The 26594-nt window shown below is 70.6% G+C and carries 30 protein-coding genes and 1 tRNA gene; 18 read left to right on the top strand and 13 right to left on the bottom strand.

From position 1 onward, the window contains the following. Positions 1 to 117: 117 nt before the first annotated feature. Positions 118 to 393, bottom strand: a complete 276-nt coding sequence (locus HHUB_RS13130; protein WP_059058100.1) for a DUF7553 family protein — start codon at positions 391 to 393, stop codon at positions 118 to 120. A 70-nt stretch (positions 394 to 463) separates the two neighbouring features. After that, positions 464 to 1660: an outer membrane protein assembly factor BamB family protein gene (locus HHUB_RS13125; RefSeq protein WP_059058098.1), complete on the bottom strand. Its 1197-nt coding sequence runs from the start codon at positions 1658 to 1660 to the stop codon at positions 464 to 466. Between the two features lie 231 nt (positions 1661 to 1891). Between HHUB_RS13125 and uvrB the strand changes: the two genes are divergently transcribed. Further along, complete coding sequence (gene uvrB, locus HHUB_RS13120; protein WP_059058096.1) at positions 1892 to 3958, top strand: excinuclease ABC subunit UvrB; 2067 nt, start codon at positions 1892 to 1894, stop codon at positions 3956 to 3958. A gap of 16 nt (positions 3959 to 3974) precedes the next feature. Here the strand turns inward: uvrB and HHUB_RS13115 are convergent, their stop codons facing one another. Further along, positions 3975 to 5717 carry an excinuclease ABC subunit C gene (locus tag HHUB_RS13115; protein WP_059058094.1) on the bottom strand — a complete coding sequence of 581 codons (1743 nt, stop codon included), beginning with the start codon at positions 5715 to 5717 and terminating at the stop codon, positions 3975 to 3977. A 107-nt stretch (positions 5718 to 5824) separates the two neighbouring features. Here HHUB_RS13115 and HHUB_RS13110 point away from each other — a divergent pair, with 107 nt between their 5' ends. From HHUB_RS13110 to HHUB_RS13090, 5 genes are all read left to right on the top strand, one after another. Continuing rightward, positions 5825 to 6511 carry a DUF5518 domain-containing protein gene (locus tag HHUB_RS13110; RefSeq protein ID WP_059058092.1) on the top strand — a complete coding sequence of 229 codons (687 nt, stop codon included), beginning with the start codon at positions 5825 to 5827 and terminating at the stop codon, positions 6509 to 6511. Between the two features lie 63 nt (positions 6512 to 6574). Then, a complete protein-coding gene (locus HHUB_RS13105; RefSeq protein WP_059058090.1) occupies positions 6575 to 6829 on the top strand; it encodes a hypothetical protein in 255 nt (84 codons plus the stop codon). Positions 6830 to 6916: 87 nt separating this feature from the next. Then, on the top strand, positions 6917 to 7693 hold the full coding sequence (locus tag HHUB_RS13100; protein WP_059058088.1) for an ABC transporter permease subunit: 777 nt from the start codon (positions 6917 to 6919) through the stop codon (positions 7691 to 7693). A gap of 72 nt (positions 7694 to 7765) precedes the next feature. Continuing rightward, positions 7766 to 8689: an ABC transporter ATP-binding protein gene (locus tag HHUB_RS13095; protein ID WP_059058086.1), complete on the top strand. Its 924-nt coding sequence runs from the start codon at positions 7766 to 7768 to the stop codon at positions 8687 to 8689. Then, complete coding sequence (locus tag HHUB_RS13090; RefSeq protein ID WP_059058084.1) at positions 8686 to 9531, top strand: ABC transporter permease; 846 nt, start codon at positions 8686 to 8688, stop codon at positions 9529 to 9531. The genes HHUB_RS13095 and HHUB_RS13090 overlap by 4 nt, the downstream gene beginning before the upstream one ends. On the opposite strand, the gene HHUB_RS13085 is transcribed toward HHUB_RS13090, so the two are convergent. Next, positions 9532 to 9909 (bottom strand): hypothetical protein, encoded by a 378-nt coding sequence (locus HHUB_RS13085; protein ID WP_059058082.1) that lies wholly within the window; start codon positions 9907 to 9909, stop codon positions 9532 to 9534. A 133-nt stretch (positions 9910 to 10042) separates the two neighbouring features. Between HHUB_RS13085 and HHUB_RS13080 the strand changes: the two genes are divergently transcribed. Further along, positions 10043 to 11227: an aspartate kinase gene (locus HHUB_RS13080; protein ID WP_059058080.1), complete on the top strand. Its 1185-nt coding sequence runs from the start codon at positions 10043 to 10045 to the stop codon at positions 11225 to 11227. Positions 11228 to 11320: 93 nt separating this feature from the next. After that, positions 11321 to 12736 carry a tryptophanase gene (locus HHUB_RS13075; protein ID WP_059058078.1) on the top strand — a complete coding sequence of 472 codons (1416 nt, stop codon included), beginning with the start codon at positions 11321 to 11323 and terminating at the stop codon, positions 12734 to 12736. 7 nt (positions 12737 to 12743) lie between these two features. On the opposite strand, the gene HHUB_RS13070 is transcribed toward HHUB_RS13075, so the two are convergent. Then, complete coding sequence (locus HHUB_RS13070; protein ID WP_059058076.1) at positions 12744 to 13403, bottom strand: metallophosphoesterase family protein; 660 nt, start codon at positions 13401 to 13403, stop codon at positions 12744 to 12746. Between the two features lie 25 nt (positions 13404 to 13428). After that, complete coding sequence (locus HHUB_RS13065; RefSeq protein WP_059058074.1) at positions 13429 to 14013, bottom strand: IMP cyclohydrolase; 585 nt, start codon at positions 14011 to 14013, stop codon at positions 13429 to 13431. A gap of 151 nt (positions 14014 to 14164) precedes the next feature. Between HHUB_RS13065 and HHUB_RS13060 the strand changes: the two genes are divergently transcribed. Further along, positions 14165 to 14237: transfer RNA gene (locus tag HHUB_RS13060), tRNA-Gln, on the top strand. A gap of 120 nt (positions 14238 to 14357) precedes the next feature. Further along, positions 14358 to 15578, top strand: coding sequence for a permease (locus HHUB_RS13055; protein WP_059058072.1), 1221 nt, complete (start codon positions 14358 to 14360; stop codon positions 15576 to 15578). A 118-nt stretch (positions 15579 to 15696) separates the two neighbouring features. Here the strand turns inward: HHUB_RS13055 and HHUB_RS13050 are convergent, their stop codons facing one another. The 3 genes from HHUB_RS13050 to HHUB_RS13040 are packed head-to-tail and all read right to left on the bottom strand — an operon-like array spanning position 15697 to position 17807. Continuing rightward, entirely contained in the window at positions 15697 to 16149 is a 453-nt protein-coding gene (locus HHUB_RS13050; protein WP_059058070.1) for a DUF6691 family protein, read from the bottom strand. Next, a complete protein-coding gene (locus tag HHUB_RS13045) occupies positions 16146 to 16631 on the bottom strand; it encodes a YeeE/YedE family protein (RefSeq protein ID WP_059058068.1) in 486 nt (161 codons plus the stop codon). Before HHUB_RS13045 ends, HHUB_RS13050 begins: the two co-directional genes overlap by 4 nt. Continuing rightward, the gene (locus tag HHUB_RS13040) at positions 16632 to 17807 is read right to left on the bottom strand and encodes an MBL fold metallo-hydrolase (RefSeq protein WP_059058066.1); all 1176 of its coding nucleotides are present in this window, start codon (positions 17805 to 17807) and stop codon (positions 16632 to 16634) included. 210 nt (positions 17808 to 18017) lie between these two features. Between HHUB_RS13040 and HHUB_RS13035 the strand changes: the two genes are divergently transcribed. The 5 genes from HHUB_RS13035 (at position 18018) to HHUB_RS16695 (ending at position 20527) form a co-directional block, all read left to right on the top strand. After that, positions 18018 to 18254 (top strand): sulfurtransferase TusA family protein, encoded by a 237-nt coding sequence (locus HHUB_RS13035; RefSeq protein WP_059058064.1) that lies wholly within the window; start codon positions 18018 to 18020, stop codon positions 18252 to 18254. Next, positions 18251 to 18802 (top strand): DsrE/DsrF/DrsH-like family protein, encoded by a 552-nt coding sequence (locus HHUB_RS13030; protein WP_059058063.1) that lies wholly within the window; start codon positions 18251 to 18253, stop codon positions 18800 to 18802. Before HHUB_RS13035 ends, HHUB_RS13030 begins: the two co-directional genes overlap by 4 nt. A gap of 3 nt (positions 18803 to 18805) precedes the next feature. Then, positions 18806 to 19516, top strand: coding sequence for a DUF2270 domain-containing protein (locus HHUB_RS13025; RefSeq protein WP_059058061.1), 711 nt, complete (start codon positions 18806 to 18808; stop codon positions 19514 to 19516). Positions 19517 to 19577: 61 nt separating this feature from the next. Further along, the gene (locus tag HHUB_RS13020; protein WP_059058058.1) at positions 19578 to 20324 is read left to right on the top strand and encodes a YIP1 family protein; all 747 of its coding nucleotides are present in this window, start codon (positions 19578 to 19580) and stop codon (positions 20322 to 20324) included. Between the two features lie 65 nt (positions 20325 to 20389). Further along, the gene (locus HHUB_RS16695) at positions 20390 to 20527 is read left to right on the top strand and encodes a hypothetical protein (protein WP_157534005.1); all 138 of its coding nucleotides are present in this window, start codon (positions 20390 to 20392) and stop codon (positions 20525 to 20527) included. Positions 20528 to 20689: 162 nt separating this feature from the next. On the opposite strand, the gene HHUB_RS13015 is transcribed toward HHUB_RS16695, so the two are convergent. The 3 genes from HHUB_RS13015 to HHUB_RS13005 are packed head-to-tail and all read right to left on the bottom strand — an operon-like array spanning position 20690 to position 23985. Beyond that, positions 20690 to 21073, bottom strand: a complete 384-nt coding sequence (locus HHUB_RS13015) for a DUF5789 family protein (RefSeq protein ID WP_059058056.1) — start codon at positions 21071 to 21073, stop codon at positions 20690 to 20692. Between the two features lie 42 nt (positions 21074 to 21115). Continuing rightward, positions 21116 to 21625, bottom strand: a complete 510-nt coding sequence (cgi121, locus tag HHUB_RS13010) for a KEOPS complex subunit Cgi121 (protein WP_059058054.1) — start codon at positions 21623 to 21625, stop codon at positions 21116 to 21118. Next, on the bottom strand, positions 21622 to 23985 hold the full coding sequence (locus HHUB_RS13005; protein ID WP_059058051.1) for an ATP-dependent DNA helicase: 2364 nt from the start codon (positions 23983 to 23985) through the stop codon (positions 21622 to 21624). Before HHUB_RS13005 ends, cgi121 begins: the two co-directional genes overlap by 4 nt. 450 nt (positions 23986 to 24435) lie before the next feature. Between HHUB_RS13005 and HHUB_RS13000 the strand changes: the two genes are divergently transcribed. Together HHUB_RS13000 and HHUB_RS17540 are read left to right on the top strand one after the other, a co-directional pair. Beyond that, positions 24436 to 24678, top strand: coding sequence for a ferredoxin (locus tag HHUB_RS13000; RefSeq protein ID WP_059058050.1), 243 nt, complete (start codon positions 24436 to 24438; stop codon positions 24676 to 24678). Between the two features lie 25 nt (positions 24679 to 24703). Then, on the top strand, positions 24704 to 24838 hold the full coding sequence (locus HHUB_RS17540) for a hypothetical protein (protein WP_256943842.1): 135 nt from the start codon (positions 24704 to 24706) through the stop codon (positions 24836 to 24838). Positions 24839 to 24854: 16 nt separating this feature from the next. Here HHUB_RS17540 and mdh read toward each other — a convergent pair whose 3' ends face one another. Further along, a complete protein-coding gene (mdh, locus tag HHUB_RS12995) occupies positions 24855 to 25769 on the bottom strand; it encodes a malate dehydrogenase (protein ID WP_059058048.1) in 915 nt (304 codons plus the stop codon). Between the two features lie 175 nt (positions 25770 to 25944). On the opposite strand from mdh, the gene HHUB_RS12990 reads away from it, so the two are divergent. Then, a complete protein-coding gene (locus HHUB_RS12990) occupies positions 25945 to 26592 on the top strand; it encodes an Sjogren's syndrome/scleroderma autoantigen 1 family protein (RefSeq protein WP_059058047.1) in 648 nt (215 codons plus the stop codon). Positions 26593 to 26594 lie beyond the last annotated feature (2 nt).

Genomic DNA, 26594 nt, shown 5'->3' with positions numbered 1-26594 from the left:
GACGCCAGCGGCGTCTCTCGAACCACGAAGCGAAGTGAGGGAGGAGTGCTTTTTCCGCAAGTTTTTGCCGAACGAGGCGCGGCAGAGCCGCGCCTCGTGCAGCGCAAAAAGTGCGTTTTAGACGCCGTCGACCGTCTCGCGGTAGGCTTCGACGCTGGCTTTGGCGTCGGCGATGCTCTCGCGGGCGTCCTCGTCGTCGACCGCGTCCGCGAGGTCGTCGAGGGCGTGCGTGATGCGCGCGAGGCGGCCGTGGTCGGGGCCGCTGTCGGCGGTCGCGAGCTCCGCGAGCGCGTCGGACTGTTCGTAGAGGCGTTGCTCGTCGTCGGGGTCGTCGGCGGCGACGGAGGCGGCTCGGAGGTGGTCGCTCGCCGCGCGCAGGTCTTCGCGTACCATGCGCGGCGGTTCGGCGCCCGCGAGGATATAGGTGGGGTGTACCGGGTCCTTTCGCGACCCCAGCCCGGGACTATCGGAGTTCGAGGACGCGGCCGTCGGCCGTGCCGACGACCAGCGCGTCCTCGACAGCGACGACCGCGTTCGCGCCGTTCGCATCGTGCGTCCACAGCCGGTCGCCGGTCTCGGCGTCGAGCGCGTGGAGGTTGCCGTTCGGGCTACCCTCCCCCGCGACGTAGACGGTGCCGTCGGCGACGATTGGCGACGCGAACCGCTCGCCGCGCTGGAACGCCCACAGTTCGTCGCCGGTCTCGGCGTCGAGGGCGTGCAGCGTGGCGTCGTGGCGGTAGCTCACGCCATCCTCGTCGCCGAATCGCGCCGAGGCGACGTACACGCGCTCGCCGTCGAACGCCGGGTGCTGGAGGTTGGGGCCGGGTTCGGCAGTCCAGTCGGCGGTCCCGTCGCCTCGCAGGGCGACCACGCCACACGGATAGGTGTCCGGACAGCCGAGTTTCCCGACGAACAGCCCGCCGTTCTCCGAGACCACGGGGTAGGTCGCACCGCTGGCTTCCGTCGCCGTCCACGTCCGCGTCGGAGCGTTCGCGAGCACGCCCTCGGCGTCACTGCGCGCTTCGTAGGCGTGGACGGCGTCGGCGCCGTCGCCCGTGACGAGTAGCCGGCCGTCGCCGTCGAACCCGGGACGCGTGTCTCGCTTCGTGGACAGCCGCCACCGTCGCCTGCCGGTGGTCGCGTCGAACGCCGCGAGCTCGTCGTAGCCACCGACGTACGCGGTGCGTTCACCGGCCAGCACGCTCCGGACGTACGTCTCGGTGTCGTGTTGCCACAGCACTTCCCCGCTGTCGGGGGCGAGTCCGGCGACCTGTCCGCGACCCCCAGCAATCACGGCGTCGGGGCCGACGGCGAGCTGCCGGGCGTCGGCGGACTGGCTCCACGCCGACCCCCGTTCGCCGTCCCGGTCGAACGCCCACACCGCGTGCTCGGTGCCAGCGTACGTGCGTTCGGCGCCGACTCGAACGCTCTCGACGGCGTCACCGACCTCGTGCCGGGCGACGACTTCGGGGGTGTCGGTCGGCGGCGACGCGTCGGGGCTGTGCGCCGTGTTCCGAGGGCCGTACCGCGGCTGCGGCCACGTCCCGTCGGCGGGCTGGTGGACGTCCGGGGACCACGCGCCGTACCGTGCGGCGCCGCCGGCGAGCACGCCCGCGCTACCGAGTGCGAGGGCTTTCAGCGCGTCGCGTCTGGAGGGCATCGTCGGCGCTTCGCCGGGGTCCGGCAAGTGCTTGGCGGTGGTTCGCACCGCACGCGGCCGCCGGCGTCGGCGAGCCGGTTGCTCGCGGCTCCCGGGGGTCGCCGCTCGCCCTAACGTGCCCTCGCTGCGCTCGGGCACGCTGCCCGCGGGTCGTCCCTCCCCGCTCGCCATTCCGTGCTCTCCCTTCGGTCGAGCACGCTGCTCAAGTGTCCTCGCGCCTACTACCAGACAATGAGCGACGCCAGCGGTCCCCTCCAGCCGGACCGACCCGAGGCCGAGAAGCCGTTCCGCGTGGACGCGCCGTTCGACCCCGCGGGCGACCAGCCGCAGGCCATCCAGCAGTTGGCCGAGGGGTTCGAGAGCGGCGCGGACGCGCAGACGCTGCTCGGAGTGACGGGCTCCGGGAAGACCAACACCGTCTCGTGGGTCGTCGAGGAACTCCAGCAGCCGACGCTGGTCATCGCGCACAACAAGACGCTCGCCGCGCAACTGTACGAGGAGCTGCGGAACCTCTTCCCGGACAACGCCGTCGAGTACTTCGTCTCGTACTACAACTACTACCAGCCCGAGGCGTACGTCGAGCAGACGGACAAGTACATCGAGAAGGACGCCTCCATCAACGACGAAATCGACCGGCTGCGTCACTCCGCGACGCGCTCGCTTTTGACGCGGGACGACGTCATCGTGGTGGCCTCCGTCTCCGCCATCTACGGGCTGGGTGACCCGCGCAACTACGAGGAGATGAGCCTCCGCCTCGAAGTCGGGCAGGAGATCGAGCGCGACGAACTCCTGGGGCGGCTCGTGGACCTGAACTACGAGCGCAACGACGTGGACTTCACGCAGGGGACGTTCCGCGTCCGCGGGGACACCGTCGAGGTGTTCCCGATGTACGGCCGCTACCCCGTGCGCGTGGAGTTCTGGGGCGACGAAGTGGACCGGATGGCGAAACTCGACCCGCTGGAGGGCACCGTCGAGAGCGAGGAGCCCGCGGTCCTGTTCCACCCGGCGGAGCACTACTCGGTGCCCGAGGACGAGATGGAGGCAGCCATCGAGCAGATTCGAGACGACATGCACGAGCGCGTCCGGCACTTCGAGCGCAACGGCGACATGGTCGCCGCCCAGCGCATCGAGGAGCGCACCACGTTCGACCTCGAGATGATGGCCGAGGCGGGCTACTGTTCGGGCATCGAGAACTACTCGGTGTACCTCTCGGACCGCGAACCCGGGGACGCGCCCTACACGCTCCTGGACTACTTCCCCGACGACTTCCTCACCGTCATCGACGAGTCCCACCGCACCGTCCCCCAAATCAAGGGCCAGTACGCGGGCGACAAGTCCCGGAAAGACAGCCTCGTGGAGAACGGCTTCCGCCTCCCGACGGCGTACGACAACCGCCCGCTGACGTTCGAGGAGTTCGAGGAGAAGACCGACCAGACGCTGTATGTCTCCGCGACGCCCGGCGACTACGAGCGCGAGCAGTCCGCGCAGGTCGTCGAGCAGATTGTCCGCCCGACCCACCTCGTCGACCCCGAAATCAACGTCGCCGACGCCACCGGACAGGTCGAGGACCTGATGGACCGCATCGACGAGCGCGTCGCGAACGACGAGCGCGTGCTCGTGACGACGCTCACCAAGCGCATGGCCGAGGACCTCACGGAGTACCTCGAAGAAGCCGGGGTCGCCGTCGAGTACATGCACGACGAGACGGACACGCTCGAACGCCACGAACTCGTGCGCGGGCTCCGGCTCGGCGAGTACGACGTGCTCGTCGGCATCAACCTCCTCCGTGAGGGACTGGACATCCCGGAGGTCTCGCTGGTCGCCATCCTCGACGCCGACCAGGAGGGGTTCCTGCGCTCGGAGACCAGCCTCGTGCAGACGATGGGCCGCGCCGCGCGGAACGTCAACGGCGAGGTGGTGCTGTACGCCGACGAGCGCACGGACGCGATGCGGGACGCCATCGAGGAGACCCAGCGCCGCCGCCGCATCCAGCGGGAGTTCAACGAGGAACACGGCACGACGCCGACGACCATCGACAAGGAGGTCGGGGACATGAACCTCCCCGGCGCGGAGACCGACACCTCCGACATCGCCGGCGACGGCCCCAGCGACGAGCAGGAGGCCGCCATCCTCGTGGAGGACCTCGAAGAGCGCATGGAGGAGGCGGCCGGCAACCTTGAGTTCGAACTCGCGGCGGACATCCGCGACCGCATCCGCGAACTCCGCGAGGAGTACGACCTCGACGGCGGCGACGAGGCCGAGGACGCGGGCGTCGCGCCCGAACCCGGCGAGTGGTAGCGCCCGCTTCCGACTTCTAGAGCCGGCTCACGAGGGTCTCGGCGGTCGCTTCGCCCACGCCCTCGACGTCCCGCAGGTCTTCGACCGACGCCTCGCGGACGCCCTCGACGCTGCCGAACCGCCGGAGCAGGCGCTTGCGGAGTTCCGGGCCGACGCCCTCGACGTTGTCCAGCGTCGTCTCCACGTCGTCCCGGAGCGTCTGGTGGTACGCGACCGCGAACCGGTGGGCCTCGTCGCGCACGCGCTGGAGGACGTGCAACTGGGGCGCGTCGTCGTCCCAGTCGTACGTCCGCTGGTCGGTTATCACGACCTCCTCGTCTTTCGCCAGTGCGACCGCCGGCACGTCCCAGCCGGTGTCCGCCAGCGCCTCCCGGGCGGCGTCTAGCTGTCCCTCGCCGCCGTCGATGAGCAGGAGGTCGGGGTCCGGGCGGTCGTCTCTCCCTTCGACCGCGCGGTCGGCGCGCCACCGCAACAGCCGGTACATGTTCGCGTAGTCGTCGTTCTCCTCGTCGAGCTTCTTCCGGCGGTAGTCGGCCTTCTCGGCGCTACCGTCCACGAAACAGACGTCGCTGCCGACGACGGCCTTCCCCTGTGCGTGGCTCACGTCGAACCCCTCGATGCGCGTCGGGCGGTCGATGCCGAGCGCGTCCGCGAGCGCGCCGAGTTCGTCGCGCTCCCCGGAGCGCCGGTGAGCGTTCTTCAGCGCGAGGTCAACGAGCGTCGCCTCGCGGCCCGCGCCCGGCACCGCCACCTCCACGCCCGCCTCGTCCAGCCACGCAGCCACGTCCTCGTCGCCGTGGCGCTCGGGCAACAGCAGGCGGTCCGGGAGGTCGCGCTCCGCGTAGAACTGCACGAGGAACGCCGCCAGCACGTCCGCCGGATTCTCTCCGTCGGGAGCATCGAGGTGGTGCTGGTCGCGCTCCACGAGCTGGCCGCGCTCGGCGTGCAGGCGCGCGACCGTCGCGTCCTCGCCCTCCACGGCGACGCCGAGCACGTCCGTCGTCGCCGCGTCGTCGCCGCCCGCGACCGCCGCGCCCGCGCCGCCGTGGAACGACTCCACGACGTCCAAGCGGTCCCGGAGGTTCGCCGCCCGTTCGAAGTTCTGCTCTTGGGCGGCGCGCTCCATCTCGTGCTCGATGGGGTCCGCGAGCGCGCCCGTCTCCCCCTCGAAGAACCGCTTGGCGGCCTCCGCGTCCGCCGCGTAGTCAGCCTCGCTGATTTCGCCCGTGCAGGGCGCCGAACACAGCCCCATCTCGTAGTCCAGGCAGGGGCGCTCGCGGTTCCGGTACTTGTGGTCCGAGCAGCCCCGCAGCCCGTACACCTCCCGAATCGCCTTCACCACGACCTCCACGTCGCCCTTGTCCGTGTACGGGCCGTACGCCGCCGCGCCCTCCTCGGGGTCCCGCGTCACCTCGATGCGGGGGACGGCGTGGTCCGTGAACTGCACGAGCGGGTAGGACTTGTCGTCTTTGAGGCGGACGTTGTACCGCGGCTGGTGGCGCTTCACGAGGTTCGCCTCCAGCAACAGCGCCTGCGTCTCCGTGTCCGTCACCGCGAAGTCGATGGCGTCCGCGCGCTCGACCATCCGCGCGATGCGCTCGCTTCTGGGGTCGGCGTACGACCGCACGCGGTCCCGCACGTCGACGGCCTTCCCGACGTAGAGGACGGTGTCGGCGTCGCCGCTCTCGTCGAGGAACTGGTAGACGCCGGGCTCCGTCGGCAGGTCGCCCGCGCGCTCCCTGACCTCGTCGGCGTCCATCGCTTCGGGGTACGGCCGCGGCGACTTTCAACTGCGCGGTCCCGGCGGCTCGCTGCGCCTGCGAACGGGCGGTATCCTTACCCGCCAGTCCGACAATCACTTCTCGTATGACCGCCACCGCAGACGCGCCCGCCGACAGCGCGGGTCCGGACAGCTCGTCGCTGTTCTACGACACGTGGCTGGACTGGCTGATAATCGGCCTGCTCGGCATTGGGAGCGTCGTCGCCGCGTGGCTCGGCGTGACCGTCTCGACCGCCGTCGACCGCGCGTTCGCCGAGGACGTCGCCGCCGAGTTCCTCGCGGGGCCGGACGCCACTGAGTTCCCGCTGACCGAACCGGAACTCGCGGACGCCATCTACGCGGTCGCCACGTGGGCCGGCGGCGGCCTCGTCGTCGCCGGCGTCCTCACGCTTGCCCTCTGCGTCTGGTTCCGGCGTTACCGCAACCGCGTCCGCGACCGCCTCGCCGAGGGCCGCCGGCCGCCGCGCTGGCACGCGCCGCTGCTCGGCGGCCTGCTCGCGACCGCGTTGGCGTTGGTGCCGTTCCCGCAGGCCGTCGGTGGCGGCGCCGCCGGCTACCTCTCCGACGGCAGTTCCACCCTCGACGGCGCCGTCGCCGGCGTGGTGTTCGGCGCGCCCGGCTACGTCGTCTGGCTGGCGGCGGTCGCCGGAACGCTCGCCGCCGGCTTCGGCTTCGTCGCCGCGTTCCTCGTCCTCGTGTTGCTCGTCGAACTCGTCGTCAACGTGCTGTTCGCCGCCATCGGCGGCCTCGTCGCCGGCTTCGTCTGGGACTGACCGCCGGCGGCGAGCGCGCGTCGAACCATCAAGCTTGAACCACCGGCCCCCGAAGCCCTGACTATGCCCGAAACCGAGCGCGTCTGGCTGGTCTTCCGGGAGTACACCGACAAGGGCCTGCTCAACCTCGTGTACGCGACGCCCGACGGCGAGCACGTGCTCCGCAAGCAGCGCTCGCTGAACGCCGGCGACCCGACCGCCGCCGTCGACGCCGACGCCGACGACCTCGAACCCGTCGAGGACGCCGAGGACCGCCAGCGCTACGGTCAGGAGGCCAGCCGGATGCGGGACTCCCACGACCCCGACGACCGCGTGTAGTTCGCAGCGGCTGCATCCGGGAGCAAGACACTTCACCCCGCACCGTGACCGCCTGACCATGCAGACGCCCCGCCCGGCGGTGGTAGCGTGACGTGGCCTGTCGTCGCGCGCCGCGACCTCCGCGCCCTCCGCGCCGACAACTCCCTGCTCGTGTACGGCGGCTTCTTCGCGCTGGCCGCGGCCGCGCTCGCGTACGGCTCGACGAACGCCGGGCTGACGCCGCTGCCGTCCACGCTCGCGTTGCTGTTCCTGTTCGCGGTGCCGCTGACTGCCGGCACGCTCACCCACGAGGCCGTGCCCAGCGGCGTCGCCACCGGCCGCATCCGGCTCACGCTCTCGCTGCCGCACCCGCGGTCGTCGCTGCTCGCGGGCGCGGGCGCCGCTCGCCTCACGGTGACGCTCGCCGGCGCCGTCGCCGCAATCGCCGTCGCCGCCGTCGTCTACGCGCTCCGCGGCGCGCCGGTGCCCGTGGTCCGCGTGCTCGCCGTGCTCGCGCTCGCCGCGCTGCTGGCCGCCGCGTTCGTCGCCGCGACGCTCGCGCTCACCGCGGGGTCGACGTCCACCACGGTCGCGGCCGCGACCACGTACGGGTTCTTCGTGGTGGCGTTCTTCTGGCCGGTCGCGCTGAGCCTCGCTCGCACCGTGCTCGCCAGCTACGGCGTCAGCGTCGGCGGCGGCGCCGTGGACGCTGTCGTCGTCGCCAGCCCCGTCTTCGCGTACGCGAACGCGCTCACCGTCGTCGGCGTCGACTCCGTCACCACGGCCGGCTCCGTCCCGGACGGCGTCGGCGCCGTCGTCCTGTTCGCGTGGACGGTCGCCGGGTTCGCGCTCGCGGTGCGGCGTTTCGACCGCGTCGAACTCTGAGCCGCCGTCCTGCGGTCGCTCGCGCTGCGAACGCCCCCAACGGATTTAGGAGGGCAGCGCGACCCTTCCCGCATGGCAGCAATCGAACTCGACGGCGTCACCAAGCGGTACGGTGACGTCACCGCCCTCCACGACCTCGACCTCCAGGTCCAGTCCGGGGAGATATACGGCTTCCTCGGGCCGAACGGCGCCGGAAAGTCCACCACCATCGACATCCTCCTGAACTTCGTGCGGCCGACCGCCGGCACCGCGACCGTGCTCGGGTACGACGCCCACGACGACTCGCTGGCCATCCGCCAGCGCATCGGCGTGCTCCCCGAGGGATTCCACGTCTACGAGCGCCTCACCGCGCGCCAGCACCTCCAGTTCGCCATCGAGTCGAAGGACGCCAACGACGACCCCGACGCGCTCCTCGAACGAGTCGGCATCCCGGACGCCGCCGACCGGAAGGCCGGCGGCTTCTCGAAGGGGATGCAGCAGCGGCTCGCGCTCGCCATCGCGCTCGTCGGCGACCCCGACCTCCTGATTCTGGACGAGCCCTCGACGGGGCTGGACCCCAACGGCGCCCGCGAGATGCGCGAAATCATCAAGGAGGAAGCGTCTCGCGGCGCGACCGTCTTCTTCTCCAGTCACATCCTCGAACAGGTCGAGGCCGTCTGCGACCGCGTCGGCATCCTCCAGTCCGGCGAGCTCGTCGCGCAGGACACCATCCGCGGGCTCCGCGAGGCCGCCGTCACCGGCTCGACGCTGACGGTCACCGTCGAGGAACTCACGCCCGACGTCGTCGAAGCCGTCGAGGGCGTCCCCGGCGTCACGAGCGTCGACACCGACCGCGACGTGCTCACCGTGACCACCGATGACGCCTCCAAGACCGACGTCCTCGACGCCGTCGAGGGCGCGGGCGGCGAGGTCGTCGACTTCGCCACCCGGGAGGCGTCGCTGGACGACGTGTTCGCCGCGTACACGAACGGCCGCGACGAGGAGGTGTCGGCATGAGCTGGGCCGCCGTCGCCAAGAAGGACTTCCAGGACGCCGCGCGCTCGAAGGCGCTGTGGGCGCTGGCCGCGCTGTTCGTGCTGTTCATGGCGGGCGCGGCGTGGCTCTACACGGAGATACAGTCCGGCGGGCAAGGCGGGGAGCTGGCGGCCATCGACCTCCTCTTTTTCCTGCTCAGTCCCGCCGCGTTCGTCGTCCCCATCACGGGACTGGTCATCGGCCACAAGGCCATCGCGGGCGAGCTCGAATCCGGGAGCGCGAAGTTCCTGCTGTCGCTGCCCCACACCCGCCGGGACGCCGTTCTCGGGAAGGTCGCCGGCCGCGGCGGGGTCATCGCCGCCGCCATCGTCGTGGGCCTCGTCGCCGCCGCAATCGTCACGCTCGTTCGCTACGACACCTTCGACGCGACCGCGTACCTCGGGTTCTCGCTGTTGACGATTCTGCTCGGCGTGACGTACACCGCCATCGGCGTCGGGCTCTCCGCGGCGACCAAGCGCTCCGGTCGCGCCACCATCCTCGCGCTCGTGTTCTTCGTCGTCTTCGAGGTCGGTTGGGGGCTGGTCACCTCGGGCATCTACTACCTCTCGACGGGGTCGCTGGTCCCCGGCATCGACACGGCGCCCCCGGAGTGGTACCTCCTGATGAACCGCGTGCCGCCGTCGGCGGCGTTCACGAACGCCGTCTACCAGTTCCTCCCCGGGAACGGCACCATCGTCGCCCAGCTGTTCCCGCAGAACCCCCCGATTTACCTCTCGAAGTGGGCCGCGCTCGCGACACTGCTCGTCTGGCTGGTCGTCGTTCCCGCGCTGGGCTACTACCGCTTCCGGGGCATGGACCTGTAGCTACGGCTCACAGCGGTACCGCCGCGTCCGCGCGCCGTCGAAGCGCGGCCCCGCACCCGCGTCCTCGAACCCCTCGTCCAACAGCACGTCCGCCAGCGCGTCACTCTCGTCCAGCACGACCTCCACGGGGAGGTCCTCGTGGGCCGCGAACTCCCGGGGGCCGTCCAGTAGCACGTCCACCGTCTCCGGATCGCCGGCCAGTCGCGTGACGTGGACGGCGCCCCGGCCCGCGTCGAACGCCACGAACCCCACGACGTCGCCGTCGTCGTCGGCGACGCGCACCGTGCGGTCCCTGACGAGGCGCGCGGCGTCGAGGTCGTCGTCGGCGAGCGCGTCCAGCGCGGCCGCGTCCTCCGCCGTCGCGTCACGAACGTTCATGCCCCCACGTACGCCGGCGACCGACTTAACGGCGCGGCCGCGAGGGAGGCAACCGTTTCGTGCATGCAAGCAGTTATCACCACCCGCGTCCCTACGACCCGGCAATGAGCACGGCTCGGACCGGTGGGAAGCGATGCGCGTAGTCGCGAAGTTCGGCGGTACCAGTCTCGGGAGCGGCGACCGCATCGAGCGGGCCGCCGACTCCGTCGCCGACGCGGTCGCCGCCGGCCACGAGATAGCGGTCGTCGCGTCCGCGATGGGGAACACGACGGACGAACTGCTCGACGACATCACCTTCGAGGCCGACGACGCCGACCGCGCGGAAATCGTCTCCATGGGCGAGCGCACCTCCGTGCGGATGCTAAAGGCGGCGCTGGCCGCCCGCGGCGTGAACGCGGTGTTCCTCGAACCCGGCCACGAGGACTGGCCGGTCGTCGCCAACGACCGCGGCGAGGTCGACGTTGAGGAGACCCAGAAGCGCGTGGAAGCGCTCGCCGAGGACCTCGGCGACGTCGTCCCCGTCATCACGGGCTTCCTCGCCGAGGACCTCGACGGGAACGTGACGACGCTCGGCCGCGGCGGCAGCGACACGACGGCCGTGATGCTCGGCCGGTACGCCGACGCCGACGAGGTCGTCATCGTCACCGACGTCGAGGGCGTCATGACCGGCGACCCCCACGTCGTCGAGGGTGCGCGCAACGTCGGCGAAATCACCGTCGACGAACTCCGGAACCTCTCCTTCCGCGGCGCCGAAGTCGTCGCGCCCTCCGCGCTCTCGTTCAAGGACGACGACCTCGACGTGCGCGTCATCCACTACCAGCACGGCGACCTGCTCTCCGGCGGCACGAAAATCGAGGGGCAGTTCGAGAACATGATCGACATGCGGGACACGCCGCTGGCGTGTCTCACCGTCGCCGGGCGCGCCATCCGCAACCGCCCCGGCATCATGTCCACGCTGTCGACCGCGCTGTACGACTCGGACATCAACGTCGACGCGGTCGCCTCCGGCATGGACTCGATGACGTTCTACGTCGACGAGGACGTCGCCGAGCGCGCCGAGAACGTCCTCCACAGCGAGGTCATCGAGGTCGGCGAGCTCTCCTCGGTCACCGTCCGCGACGAGGTCGCGGTCATCCGCGTGCTCGGCGGCGAGCTCCCGAACCAGCCGGGCGTCCTCCGGCGCATCGTCGACCCAATCGCGGAGGCCGGCATCAACGTCATCGACATCATCTCCAGCGCGACCTCCGTGGCGGTGTTCGTGGACTGGGACGACCGCGAGCAGACGCTGGACATCGTCCAGGACCACTTCGAGTCGTAACCGCACGCGACTGCACCACACCGTACACGCCTGTACACGGGCGTACACGTCTCCTTCGGCGGTATTCTTCACGCTGAGCGCCCTACGAGCGGTATGCGCTCGTACAAGGCGACGATGGTCGAACCCGTCCGGCTGCTCGACCGCGCGGACCGCGAGGCGGCGCTGCGCGAGGCCGGCTTCAACGTCTTCAACCTCGACAGCAGCGACGTGTTCGTCGACCTCCTGACGGACTCGGGCACCGGCACGATGAGCAACGAGCAGTGGGCGGCGATGTTCACGGGCGACGAGGCGTACGCGGGCAGCGAGAGCTTCCGCGAGCTCGAGGCCGCCGTCCGAGACGTCATGGGGTTCGAGCGAATCGTCCCCGCCCATCAGGGCCGCGGCGCGGAGAACGTCCTCTACGGCGCGCTCGTCACCGAGGGCGACGTCGTGCTGAACAACGCGCACTTCGACACGACGCGCGCCCACGTCGCTGCGAACGGCGGCGACCCCGTGGACTGCCCCGTCCCGGAAGCGCGGGACGGCGACAGCGACCACCCGTTCAAGGGGAACTTCGACGTCGAGACCGGGCGCCGCGTCGTCGAGGAGGTCGGCGCCGAGAACGTCCCCGCGGTCGTGCTCACAATCACGAACAACTCCATGGCCGGCCAGCCCGTCAGCGTCGCGAACACGCGAGAGGTAGCGGCGTTCGCCGACGACATCGACGCGACGTTCGTCGTCGACGCCTGCCGGTTCGCGGAGAACGCCTACTTCGTGCAGCGACGCGAGGACGAGTTCGCCGGCGAGTCGGTCGCCGCCGTCGCGCGCGAGCAGCTCTCGTACGCCGACGCCTGCGTGATGAGCGGGAAGAAAGACGGCCTCGTGAACGCCGGCGGGTTCGTCGGCCTCCGTGGGGAAGACGCAGCGGGACGAGGTCCCTCGGGCAATCCGACGCAGTCCGATGACGACCTCTACGAGCGGTGCCGCCAGCGCGGCATCCTCTTCGAGGGGTTCTCGACGTACGGCGGGATGAGCGGCCGCGACCTCGCGGCGTTCGCCGTCGGCCTCCGCGAGGCCGTCGAGCCGCCGTACGTCGCCGAGCGCGTCGCGCAGGTCGAGGCGCTCTGCGACGCGCTCGCCGACCGCGGCGTCCCCGTCTACCAGCCCGCGGGCGGGCACGCGGTCTACGTGAACGCCAACGAGGCGCTCCCGCACCTCCCCCGCGAGCAGTTCCCCGGGCAGGCGCTCGTCTGCGAACTCTACCGCGAGGGCGGCGTGCGCGCCGTCGAGCTCGGCCGGTTCGCGTTCCCCGACACCGACCGCGCCGACCTCGTCCGGCTCGCCGTCCCGCGGCGCACGTACGGCCCCGACCACCTCGAACACGTCGCCGACACCGCCGCCGCAGTCTGCGAGAAAGGAGAGGAAGTCACGGGCTACGAGGTCGTCTCCGAGCCGCCGATGCCGGAACTCCGGCACTTCTCCGCGGAACTGCGGCCCGTCGACGAGAATGCCCACGCACCCTCCCAGTGACGGCTGCCTACCGCCCGTCCGCGAGCCGGTCGGCGGTCCCGTCGGGCAGCCCCGCGTCCCGCACCGCCTCCGCGACGCGGTCGACGTCGTACTCGACGCGTCGCTCCTCGACCGACGGCGTTTCGACGTCCAGCACCGCGTACGCCGCGCGAGGGTCGCGGTCCCGCGGCTGACCGACGCTCCCCGGGTTCAACACGATTCCCTCGTCGTAGACCTCGTGGTGCTGGACGTGCGTGTGCCCGAGAATCAGGGCGTCCTCGTCGCCGATCAGGTGCGGGCCGAACGCGTCCGGATACGTGTATCGGTCCTGCACCTCGGGGTGGTCGTGGACGACCTTCACGCGCCCGTCGAACAGCGTGCGCTCGCGCGGGAGCCGCTGCACCCAGTCCAGTTGCACGTCGTTCAGCTCCCGCTTGGCGTGCCTGACTCCGGCTTGCGCCATCCCGTTTCCGCCGAAGTTCCGGTCGGTCGCCACCATCCGGTCGTGGTTTCCCATCACCGTCGGCACGTCCCGCTCGCGGAGCGCGTCCACGCACTCGGCGGGCCACGGGTTGTAGCCGACCACGTCGCCGGCGCAGACGACCGCGTCCACGTCCGGCAGGTCGTCGAGGACGGCCTCCAGCGCCACCAGATTCGAGTGAACGTCCGAGACGACGGCGACCTTCATACCAGCGAGTCGGTCGCGCTCGCCCTTAGTTCTCCGGCCCGTTCTCGATTGCCGTCGCGTACCCGTCGCCGTCGCGCACGACGCCGACCGAACACACCGCGTGCTCGAACGCCGCGCTGTACGCCTCTCCGGCGGCCTCGCTGGCGGTGTCGGCCTCGAAGCCGATTGGCTCGGGACTGTCCTTCTCGTAGGTCGCGACCAGCGTCGGCTCCTCGACTTCTTCGACGAGCAGCGCGTCCTTCCGCACCGTCCCGACGTACGCCCCGGCGTCGGGCGTCAGCACCCCCGCGATGCGGGGCGTGTCGTAGTCGTCTTTCTCGTAGTCGAGCGCGAGCAGCGATTCAGCGAGCGCGTCCCGCGCCGGGTAGCCCAGCCCGAGCTTCTCCGTAATCGGGTCGACGTGGCTGCCGTTCCCGACGACCGCGTGGCCCGCCGCCGTCCGGTAGCAGTTGTACGACACGTAGGGGTTGTCCGTCTCCGGCGCGTCCGGCGTCGGCGCGACCGTCAGCGCGTCCTCGCGCTCGACTACCCGGCGGTTCGGGAACGACCGCGAGGACACTCGGTACGCTGCCACGTCCGGACCGACGACGACGAACCGTCCGACGTACATACGCGAACGTGCATCCTCGGACGGCAAATAGGCGTCGAACTGGGCACGTTCGCGCGGTCGGCGTGACGCGGTCGCCGGAGCGCTCGCAGCACCTCCGTCGTCGGGGTTCGCAACACTCATAAGCCACAATCGCCTTCTACCGTGTGCGAGCAGTCCATTGGGGTAGCGGCCAATCCTGAAGCCTTCTGGGGGCTTCGACCCTGGTTCGAATCCAGGATGGACTACTTTCCTTCACTCCTCGACTTCGTAGCGGCGCGTCTGCTTTACGTTCCAAGATTCCACCACCGAGTAGCCGAACGAATCCAACCACAACGCCACTAAACGAAGCGCCCCTTCGTTGACACATGAGCGTCGTCGACACGCTCGCGGCGGGCGTCAGGTTCGGCGCCGAGATGTTCTGGGAGACGTGGTGGGCGCTCGTGCTCGGGTTCACTATCGCGGGCGCCGTCGAGACGTTCGTCAGCGAACAGCGGATGTCCCGGGTGCTCGGCGGGTCCGGCCTCCGCGAACTCGGGCTCGGGACGCTGTTCGGCGCCGCGTCGTCGTCGTGTTCGTTCGGCGCCGTCGCGACGACCAAGAGCCTCTTCAAGAAGGGCGCGTCCCCGATAGCGAGCCTGGCGGCGTTCCAGTTCGCGTCCACGAACCTCGTCATCGAACTCGGGCTGGTGATGTGGATTCTGCTCGGCTGGGAGTTCGTGCTCGCCGACTACGTCGCCGGGCTGTTGCTCATCGTGTTGCTCGCCGGCGTCTTCAAGTTCGTCGTGCCCGAGTCGTGGTTCGCGGCCGCCCGCGAGCACGTTCAGGCCGCGGAGGGCGTCCGCGACCCGGTGTGCGGGATGGACGTGGACCCGACCAGCGACGACGTCGTCACGCTGGAGACCGACTCGGGGACCGAGTACTTCTGCTCGGAGTCCTGCAAGCGCACGTACCGCGAGGAACGCGAGGCCGGCGAGCGCCAGCCCAGTCTCGCGACCCGGCAGGGCTGGCGGCTCGCCGCGAAGAACGCGGTCGGCGAGTGGAAGATGCTGTGGACGGACATCGTCGCCGGCTTCCTCGTCGCGGGCCTCATCGGCGCGTTCGTGCCGCGCGCGTGGTGGACGACGCTGTTCGACGTCGGCGCGCAGGGGTCGTTCACGTGGGTCGCCGCGAGCGCCATCATCGGCGTCACGGTCGGCGTCGTGACGTTCGTCTGCTCGGTGGGGAACGTCCCGTTCGCAGTCATCCTCTGGAGCAACGGCATCGCGTTCGGCGGCGTCATGTCGTTCATCTTCGCGGACCTCATCGTCCCGACCATCACCGACGCCTACCGCCGGTACTACGGGCTGCGGATGGCAGCGGTGCTGTTCGTCGGCATCTTCGTCACCGCCGTCGTCTCCGGTATCGTCATCCACTACGCGTGGCACGGCCTCGGACTCGTGCCCGCGCAGGGCGAAGCCGGCGGCACCGCGCCCTCGGGGTACACGACGTACCTGAACGCGGCGTTCACGCTGGTCTTCCTCGCGGAACTCTACCTGATGTACGGCGCGAACGCCGACGAAGACACGGAGCGAGCGCACGCGCACTGACGGCGGACAGCCGCGGTACCGGGCGCGAGGTACGCTGGCGGAGCCGCGCACTCACTCCGGCACCTCGACCGGAACGCGACTTGCCCACAAACTGATTCGTGGGAATCGGACAAGACCGTCAGCTCCGGCTCCGCCAGTAGCCTTGCGCGTACGCGCCGAGGAACATCCCCGCGACGCCCCACAGAATCGGGAGGTTGCCGACGCCGAGGCTGGCGTACGCCGCGCCCGGGCAGATGCCCGAAATCCCCCAGCCGACGCCGAACACCGCGCCGCCGACGACGACGTTCCGGTCGAGGTCTTTCAGCCGGCGGCCGTAGGCTCTCCCGGTCACCGGCGCGCGGTCGAGGTACCGCGTCGCGACGAAGAAGGACAGCCCGGAGACGACGGCCGCGCCGCCCATCACGAAGACGAGCCCGAGGTCCTCCAGCTGGAGGAAGTCGAGGACGACCTCGGGTTTCGCCATCTCGCTGAGCGCCAGCCCGAACCCGAACACGAGCCCGCCCAGCAGCACGACGGCCAGCACCAGCGGACTGCGCTCGCTCCCGTCGGTCGCTTCGCTCTCGCGGGTCACGGCGACACCCCCACGGCCTGCACCAGTTGTGCCGTTCCGATGGCGACGCCGAGGAACGTCGCGACGTTCACGAGCGAGGCGTCGGAGAGCGACCCGACGCCGCAGACGCCGTGCCCGGACGTGCAGCCCTTCCCGACGCGCGTGCCGACGCCGACGAGGACGCCGCCGCCGAGCAGCCGCCACCACTGGACGTCAGTCGTCCACGCGCCGCTCCCGGAGACGAGCGTGTAGACGGCCGCGCCGGCGACGATGCCGACGGTGAACACGACCCGCCAGTCCCGCGAGCGCACGTACTTCCCCCGGTTGAACCGGTCGACGTCGGAGACGTACGACAGCGTGGATTCGAGGAACGTGCTCGCGCCCGCGATGATGCCGGTGCCGAAGTAGATGATGGCGGCGCCGAGTCCGACGAACACGCCGCCGACGAGGTACTGCGCGACCCCGCGCGGGAACAGGTCGGCCGCGACGAGTGCGCCCGTCATCTACTCCGCGGCCTCCCCGCTGGCCGCGCAGTTGTTCGGCCCGAGTTCGAGCGTGAACGCCTCGTCGTCGCCGGGCGCGCGCTCGCCGAGGTTCGTCGCGACGATGTCCTCGTGGTTCGCGGGCCGCGGCGGCATGTCGGTGGTGACGAACTCCACGAACGCCTCGCGGTCCAGCGAGAGCGCGTCCACGCGGTCGACGACCTCGCCGAGTCGCGCGGTGTACGTGTCGTCCTCGCGCCGCACCGCGCCGTCGCCGTAGTGTGCAGGCGCGACGAGCGTGTCGTCGTCGTGCGCGAGCACGCGCTCGTGGAGCGTGTCGTACAGCGTCTCGGCGGCGTCGCGGGCGGCGTCGGGGTCTTCGAGGTCGGGGCGCGCGACGCTCTCGGTGAACAGGCCGTCGCCGGTGAACAGGGCGTCGTCGACGCGGTACGCCGTCATGCCGGTCGTGTGGCCGGGCGTGTGGACGGCCTCGATGGTGGCGTCGCCGACCGTCAGCTCGTCGCCGTCCGCGACAGTCTCGAACGGCGCGTCGTAGTCGACGCCGCGCGCGACGGCCGCTTCCGGGAGGACTGCCGTCGCGCCGGTCGCCGCGGCGAGTTCCCGGACGCCCGAGACGTGGTCCGCGTGGACGTGCGTGTCGACGGCGTACTCGATGCTGACGCCGCGCTCGCGGGCGTCTTCGACGTACGCGTCGGTGAACGCCCGGAGCGGGTCGATGACCGCGCCCTCACCGTTCGAGGCGACGAGGTACGCGAGACAGCCGCTGGACGGCCGGCGGTACTGCACGACCGTCGCATCACCGCCCGTCTCGACCTCGCGGGCCTCGTAGACGCGCGCCCAGCCGCGCATGCCGTCGGCGAGCTGTTCGGCGTCGTAGCCCGCGTCGAGCAGGCGGCCCGCGACGAACTCGCTGGACGCGCCCTTCGCGCAGACCACCGTGACCGTGCGGTCCTCGGGCAGTGCTGCAAGGCTGTCCTCGGGGAGTCCGTCGAGGAACTCGAAGTACGGGACGTTCAGCGACTCGACGCCGCCGTCGATGTGCCACTCCTCGTAGTTGCTCGCCGCGCGCACGTCGAGGACGAAGACGTCTTCGCCGGCGTCGATGCGGGATTTCAGCTCGCTCGGCGCGACGCTGTCGGGGGTCGCGTCGGTCGCCGGGAAGTCTTCGGGTTTCATCTCGGCTGTGGTTACCGGACCCGGACGAATAAACCTTCGCGTAGAAGAGCATAGGGAGTACAATACCGACTCTGGATTAGACGGAAAACACGCGGAATAGATAATTTGGGGCGTCATCTTCGACATATGGATTTGGGCTATTGCTTCACTACTGAACTACTACCGACGGGCTTTTCACCCATCGACCGGTATTGCGGGACGAGCACAATCATGAACGCAGACGAAACCCTCGACGCGACCGGCCTGAGCTGCCCGATGCCGGTGGTCAAGACCAAGCAGGCGACCGACGACCTCGCGGTCGGCGACGTCCTCGAAGTGCGCGCGACCGACCCCGGGAGCGTCAGCGACCTCGCCGGGTGGGCCGACGGCACCGGCGGCGTCGAACTCCTCGACCAGACCGAGGACGGCGACGTCTACACGCACTACGTCCGCCGGACGGACCGATGAGCGCGGAATCGGCCGAACCCACGCGCGAGGAGCTCGCGGCGCGCGTCGCCGACCTCGAAGCCCGCCTCGACGATGCCGACGACGAGGACCAACCGAAACTGAGCATCATCGCCACGAAGGGCACGCTCGACATGGCGTACCCGCCGCTCATCCTCGCGACCACGGCCGCTGCCTTCGACTGGGACGTCACCGTCTTCCACACGTTCTGGGGACTGGACGTCCTCCACGAGGAGCGCGCCGACAGCCTCGAACTGAGCGCCGTCGGCAACCCCAACCTCCCGGTGCCCAACGCCGTCGCGGCGCTGCCCGGGATGGATCGCGTGACCACGCGGATGCTCGAACGCAAACTCGACGCCAACGGCACCGCCTCGGTCGCCGACCTCCTCGAAACGGGTATCGAGATGGGCGTGGAGTTCCAGGCCTGCCAGATGACCATCGACCTGCTGGACTACGACGCCGACGACTTCTACGACGGCGTCACCGTCGGCGTCGGCGCCGCCACCGCGCTCCGGGACATGGCCGACGCGGACGTCCAGCTGCTCGTCTGACCGATGCCCGACGACAGTTCTGACTCGCCCGGCGGTGACGACGCGACCGCGACCGACCCCGAACTCGGCGTGGGACTGTTCGAGACGGACATGGGTCCCAGTTCAGCGCTCGCGCACGTCTACCGCGGGGAGATTCACCGCATGAAGTTCTGGCGCGAGCGCCTCGACCGCACGACGAACTGGGCGGTCGTCGTGATGGCCGCGGTCCTCACGTGGGCGTTCTCCGGGCGCTCGAACCCCCACTACCTCCTGCTCGTCGGCGTCGTCGCGCTCGGCGCCTTCCTCGGCGTGGAAGCGCGCCGCTACCGCGGCTACGACATCTGGCGGAGCCGCGTCCGCACGCTCCAAGAGAACGTCGTCGCCGTCGGCCTCGCGCCCGGCGAGACGTCGCCGGACGCCGACTGGCGCGAGCGCCTCGCCCGCGACTACCGCGAACCCACCATCAAGGTGTCCGCGGAGGAGGCGATAGCCCACCGCCTGCGCCGCATCTATCTGCCGTTATCGACGGTGCTGCTCGTGGCGTGGGTAGTGCGCGTCACCGCGTTCTCCCCGGCGGCGTGGCCGGCCAGCGCTGCCATTGGCTCGCTGCCCGGCGTCGTCGTGACGGCCGCCGTCGCCGCGACGTACGGGACTGCGGTCGCCGTCGCGTGCCGGCCGCGGACGTGGCACGCGCGCGGCGAACTCCGCGAGGAGTCCCTCCGGAAGCACGACTGACCTCGCACGCGCCGCGAGTCGCCGGTACGTTGAAGCGCGCCGTGGGCGAACCACCCGCCCCATGCTCCGGGACGCCCTCCACGGCCTGCGGTCGCTGCTGTTCGACCCGGGCTCGTTCTTCGAGACGCACCCGCCCGAGCGCTCGCTCGCCGGCGCCGCGCTCGTCGTCGTCGCGGTCGCCGTCGTCACGTCCGTCGTGGTCGCCGGCATCGGCGAGTACATGGCCGCCCAAATCGACGCCACCGTCACGCGCACGACGATGGAGCCGTGGCCCGAGTCGACGTGCCAGTCGTTCGCGGAGATGAACGTCTCGCTGCCCGAGCAGTGCACCATCGACGAACCGCGGACCGAGCAGGTCTCGGTCGGCGCAGAGCTCCGGGACGCGATATACGGGCGCATTCCCCTGATTTTCTTCGGCACTCTCCTCAGCTGGGTGGTGGTCGCCGTCGCGCTGCACGCGGTCGGCGCGTTCACCGGGAGCCGCGGGTCGTTCACCGCGACGCTGTCGGTCACCGGCTGGGCGATGCCCGCGCAGCTCGTCCAGACCGCCTTCGGCGTCGTCGGCCTCGTCGTCCTGTTCTCGGGCGTCGACTTCGCCAGCGACCCGGAACTGCTGGCCGACCAGCTCCGGCAGCTCACGAACACGACCGGCACCGCAATCGGCGCGCTCGGCGCGCTCGTCGGCACCGCGTGGCAGGCGTACATCTGGACGCACGGCCTCCACGAAGGCCACGACGGCACGTTCGGGAGCGCTGCCGCGGCCTCGGGCGTTGTCGCGGTCCTGCTGTTCGTGGGTTCGCTGGTGTGACCCACTTTCAGTTTCACCGCGCGGCAGGATTCCGTTCTTGTGTGCGACGCGCGTCAGACGCAGCTATGCCCGACTACCCGTCCGACGCCGGCTGGCGCGTCAAGTGCCCGCGCGGCCACACGCGACTGCGCCGCCAGCGCGACGGCCGGTACTACTGCCGTAGCTGCCAGCGCCACTACGACCGCCGCGACCTCCGGCAGTGACGCCGGGCGTCTGACAACCGTCCGCTCCTCGCGGGCGGCGTTTCGACTGGAAAACCCGCTGACACCTCCCGAACGACGCGACCCCGCCACCACCTTCCCGGCGACAGAACCGCACGACGACGAGCACCCCACACCCCTCCGTTTCGACTGGAACGAGGTGTGCTAGCGCCACTCGTCCTTGACGAGGTCCATCGCGTCGAGCTCGCGCCCGGGGTTGTACTCCGCGTGGTTCCCGTGCTCGATGCCCGCGCGCCCGGTCAACTCGCCGAGAATCGCCTCCCGGGCGTCCTCGGGGGTGTCGTACTCCTCGGGCACCAGCCGGTCGAAGACGTCCGCTAGCGCCTCCGTCTCGTTGACGGCTTCGTCGCGGGCGGTCGCGTACTTGGCCTTCAGCGAACTCGCGTTCGTCGGGTAGCTCGACCTCTGTACGGCCGCCTCCATCGCTTCGAGGGTCTCCTCGACGTGCTCCGCTTGCGTGCGCTCGTGCTCGCTGGGGAACTCCTCGGTCGACTCCTCGGGCACGTACTCCTCGCTGTCGTCGCTCATACCTAGGAGGTCCGACGCGCCCGCTAAATGCGTGCTGGCCGCCTACTTCTCGACGTCCAGCAGCGCCACGCGCTCCCGGACGACGCCCGCGAGGTCGCCCGCGGCCGCGTCCAGTTCCGCGTCGCCCACATCGAAGAACTCCCGAATCGTCTCGCGGTCCCCGTAGACGCCCGCCCCGCCGGGCTCGTCGGCCGCCAGCACTCGCGAGTCGTCGAGGAATGCCGCGACTGCCGCCGCCGCGCGCTCCTCGTCGCCGCCCGCGACGACGACCACGACCGCCTGCTCGCCCGCCGCGACGCCCATCGCCAGCGCCTCCCGAATCTGCCGGCGGCCCGCCGCGTACAGCAGGACTTCGACCGCGCGGTCGCTGGCGACGTTCTCCCCGCGGTCGAACGCGCGGTCGGCGTGCTCGACCGCCGCCGCGAGGTGCTCGCGGCCCGCCACGTACTCCGCGTCGAACGCCTGCACCGCTGTCTCCGGGCCACCGTCCGGGAGGTCCGCGACGAACGTCTCCACGTCCTCGACGACTGCGGTGCCGGCGACCAGTTTCACGAGAAGTCCCCCAGATTCGCCTGCCCGCTCCGGTCGGCCTCCTCGGCGGCCGCCGCCGCGTCGGCGTCCGCGCTCACGGCGTCCATCTCCGGGTCCGGGTGGCCGACGTTCTCGAGGATGCGCTCGGCGGTCTTCTCGCGCCCGCGGACCGCGCCCAGCACGAGGCTCTTCTCCGCGTTCCGGAGGTCCGCCCGCGACTCGATGCCCGCGTTGTAGAGGCGTCGCGCGCGCTTCCGGCCGACGTCGCGCACGCCGGCGAGGTCCAGCAGTTCCTCCCGGACGCCGTACTCCACGCGCTTGCGCGCCTCCCGCACGGCGGCCGCGGACTCCACGTCGTCGAGGTCGCCCGCGAGCCGCTCGGCGGCGTGCAGCAGCCACTCCGCGGTCTCGACCTTCCCGCGGATGTCGCCCGGGCCGACGCCGTAGCGCTCCGCGATGCGGTCCTCGTCCAGTTCGGACGCCCAGTCTTCGAGGAGTTTCGCGGTCTTCAGCGCGGACAGCCAGTCCTCGAAGGCCGCCTCCTCCTCGCGGGGCGCCGACCCCAGCAGTTCGTCCTCGCGCTCGTAGGCGAGCTCCGTGTACTGCTCGCGGTCGCCCGACCGCAGGTAGAGTTCGTACATGTCCGGCGTCCGGCTCACGAGGTGGAACAGGCCGAACGGCGTCGGGCTCGCGCCCTCGCCGTCGGCGTCACTGTCCGCCTCCGAGTCGGTTTCCTGCATCTCGCCGGCCGTCTGGAAGCCCGCTTCCTCGGGGTCGCCGCTCGCTCGCTGGCGGCCACTGCTGGCGGTTTCGCCGCGCTCGGCGGCGCGCAAGCCGTCCACGAGCGTCGCCGCGCTCATTGGGTCGACGTACAGCTGGCTCACGAGGTGGCCGGTGCTGGTCGCGCGCAGCGTGCCGTCCTCGCGCTCCACGAACCCGTTCCGTTCGAGGTACGCCAGCACGTCCTTCGTGACGCGCTTCAGGCGGCCGGGGTCATCGGTCTGCGTCGCGTACAGCGTCTCCCCGAGGAACTCGTGGAGCGCGTCCTCCGTCGTCGTGAAGCCGGTCGCGACCGCCGCGAGCACGTGCGTCCGGAGCGCGGGCTCGGCCGCGAGCTTCGAGCGCACGGGCTCGGGCTCCGCGTAGATGTAGCGGTCGAACAGCTCCTCCAGCTCGTCGTGGTTGTTCGCGAGCAACACCGCTTCCCCGTACGGGTCTCGGCCGGGGCGGCCCGCGCGCCCGAACATCTGGTGGACTTCCAGCACGGACAGCGGCTGCATCCCGCCCGCGGTGCCGTCGTAGCGCTGCCAGTCCCGCACCACGACCCGGCGACTCGGCGTGTTCACGCCCGCCGCGAGCGTCGGCGTCGCGGAGACGACCTTGATGGCGCGCTCGCGGAACGCGTCCTCGACGAGTTCGCGGTGCTCGCGCGCGAGCCCGGCGTGGTGGAACGCCGCGCCCTTCTCCACGGCGTCCGCGAGGTCGTCGCTCGTTTCGGTGTCGCTGACGCCCCGGATTTCGTCCGCGACCTCCCGGAGCCGCTGTCGGTCGTCGTCGCTGATGCCCTGCTTGGTCACGTCCGCGAGCCGGCGCGCCGCCGCCTCGGCGTTCCGCCGGGAGTTCACGAACACGAGCGTCGAGCCGCCGTCCTGGAGGGTGTCCTCGACGATGGCGGCGGTCTGGCTGTCGCTGCCGCCGGTCGCCAGCTCCTCCTGCGTGCCGTCGTCGTAGTGGACCCCCTGCCCGTAGTGGACGCCCGTCCGCAGGTCGATGGGCCGCCACGTCGAGTCCACGAGCTCGGCGTCCAGCCACTCGGCTATCTCGTCGGCGTTGCCTACCGTCGCGGACAGCGCCACCACTTGGAGGTCCTGCACGCGCTGGCGGAGCTTCGCCAGCGTCACCTCCAGCGTCGGCCCGCGGTGGTCGTCGTCCACGAGGTGGACCTCGTCCGCGACCACGCAGGAGAGGTCGTCGATCCAGCCCGCGCCGTTGCGCACCAGCGAGTCCACCTTCTCGGAGGTCGCGACGATGATGTCGTTGCCCGATAGCCGCGAGCCGTCGTCCTCGTAGTTCCCCGTGGAGACCCCCACTGAGAACCCGAACTGCTCGAACTCCTCGAACTCGGTGGCCTTCTCGCCGGCGAGCGCGCGCAGCGGCACGATGTAGAGTGCTTTTCCGCCGCGCTCGACCGCCGACAGCATCGCCAGCTCCGCGACGAGCGTCTTCCCGCTGGCGGTCGGCACGCTCGCCACGAGGCTCTCGCCCTCCGCGACGCCGGCCTCCACGGCCTCGGCCTGCGGCGGGTACAGCTCCTCGATGCCCCCCGATTCGAGGTGGTCGGCGACCCCCTCGGGGAGCCCCGGTACGTCCGCGACTTTCATTGCCCCGAAGTAGGCGCGTCCCGCGGTTTAAACTGTCGCACCGGCCGAACGTGGTTTTAGGCTTCTCGTGTGAACACTGTCGCAGACTTCTCCGTGAACACTTCGAAAGCCCCGGCGGGCTCGCGGTCGCTCGCCGACATATCCGCTCGGTCGCTTCGCTCCCTCGCGGATAGCGGCCGGCGAGACGACCACGCGAGCGCGAGCCCGCCGCCCCTTTCAGTCCACCCAGCACCGGCTGACGAACAGGCGGTGATGGGACTGAAAGGGGCGAGGCTGTAGACGAAGGCAGGCGACGTGAGCACCGCAGGCCGGAGGCCGAGGAGCGCAGCGAGCCTCCCGAGTCCACAGCCTCGGGGCTTTCGAGGTGTTCGAGACTGTACTCGCCACTCCAGCCGAGCGTATCTGACCTAGCCCGGCAACGATATACGCGGGGCGGTACCACGGTTGCGTATGCGAGTCGAGTTCGACCGGGACGTCTGCATCGGGATGTTCCAGTGCGTGGCGGAGTGGGACGCATTCGAGGAGGACACGGACGCGGGCAAGGCAGTCCTGCGGGACAGCGAGGAGGTCGAGGACGGCGTGTTCGCGCGGGAGGTTCCCGAGGACGCCGAGTTGGACGCGAAGTTCGCGGCGCGCTCGTGTCCCGTTGACGCCATCGCCGTCTACGACGAGGACGGCGAGCAGGTCGTCTGAGCGGCGCTCGCGCCCACCTAGATTTATGGTAACGCACCACACACTAGCGACTGCGATGTGCCACCACTGGGAGGAGGTGCCGATACGGGAACTCGAACCGGAGGCGGAAGCGACCGAGGACGAACCAGACGACGTGACGAAAGAGGTCGCGCCGGCCTGACGAGCCGGCGCCGGAATTACGCGATTTTCTCGTACTGCTCGGAGAGCTTCTCGGCGGCCTCGCCGAGCTGGTCGCGCTCGTACTCCGTGAGGTCCCACTCAACGACCTCCTCGACGCCGTTCGAGCCGAGCTTCACGGGGACGCCGAGGCCCACGTCGTCGAGGCCGTACTCGCCGTCGAGGACGACGGAGCCGGGGAGGACTTCGCCGGTGTCGCGGAGGATGGCCTCGACCATGTGGGCGACGCCCGTCGCCGGCCCCCACTGGGTCGCGCCCTTGCGCTCGATGACGTCCATCGCGGACTGCTGGAGCTCTTCGAGGATTTCCTCGCGCTCGTCGTCGCTGAACTCGGGGTCGGCGCCGTTCACGCGCACCTTCGAGAACACGGGCACCTGCGCGTCGCCGTGCTCGCCGAGGATGGTGGCTTCGACGTTCTGCACGGGCGCGTCGAAGCGCTGGCTGAGCACGTAGCGGAAGCGCGCGCTGTCGAGGCGGCCGCCGAACCCGACGACCTTGTGGCGGTCGCGGTCGCCCGCCTCGTAGAGGTGGCGGTTCAGCAGGTCGACGGGGTTCGACGTCGTCACCGTCACGAAGTCGTCGTTGTGCTCGGCGATGGAGGAGCCGATGTCCTCCATGATGGGCGCGTTGTCGCCCGCGAGGTCGATGCGCGTCTGTCCGGGCTGGCGGGGAATCCCGGCGGTGATGACGACCACGTCGGAGCCGGCGGTGTCCTCGTAGGACCCCTGATAGACCTCCGTGTTGGAGTCGTAGGCGACGCCGTGGTTCGCGTCCGCGGCCTGCCCGATGGTCTCGTCTTCCTTGTCCGGGATGTCCACGAACACGAGCTCGTCGGCGACGTCGCGGAGCGCGAGGTTGTAGCCTGCGGCGGCGCCGACCGTGCCGGCGGCCCCCACGATGCTGACTTTCGTCATATCACGTATACCCACCGCCGGCGAATCCGTTAAGCGCTTCGGTGACTCCGCGAACGCGGGAAAACCACCCGCACGCACGGCGACGACCGACTAACGACGATTCGACGACCGTCGAATCGGCTGCCGGCGGGCGGCTGCCGCAGGCTTTTCGAGGCGTCGCGTCCTGTATCCTCCCATGAGCGACACGGACGACGGCTTCGACGAGGAAGCCGTGCGCGAGGAACTCCGCGAGAAGTACGCCGACGACGACCGCGGCGAGACCGAGCGCATGAGCGAACTCCTCCTGCAGGGCGCGACGATGACCAACCAGCACTGCGACCGCTGCGGGAACCCCATCTTCCGCTACGAGGGCGAGTCGTTCTGCCCGAACTGCCAGCAGGCCGCCGAACAACAGCAGGCCGCACAGCAGCAGGCCGCACAGCAGGACGCCGGCCAGCAGCGAGCCGACGCACAGGAACGACCGGCTCGCCAGTCCCAGCAGTCCGCGAGTGGCGAGACGGAGGCGGCCGAGTCCGCCCGCGCCGGCCGGCAGCCCGGGAACGCCGCGGAACGCCAGCCGCCCGCCGAGGCCCGCCAGCCCGCCGACCGCCAAGCTTCCCAGCCCGCCCGCGAACAGCGCTCCGCGCCGACCGAACAGCCGGCGGCCCGCGGCGAGCCAGCGGCCAGCGCGGCGACCGGCGAGGCCGCCGACGCCCTCGAATCCTCGATTGCCGCGCTCGCGCGTCGCGGCGCCAGCGCCGACGACCCGCGGCGCGCCCGCGAGTTCCTCGAAGCCGCCCGCGAGGCCGCCGAAGCGCTGGACGCGCTCCACCGCAACGCGTAACT

This window comes from Halobacterium hubeiense (genome assembly GCF_001488575.1).
Lineage (GTDB): Archaea > Halobacteriota > Halobacteria > Halobacteriales > Halobacteriaceae > Halobacterium > Halobacterium hubeiense.
This window is presented reverse-complemented; position numbering and strand designations above follow the sequence as displayed.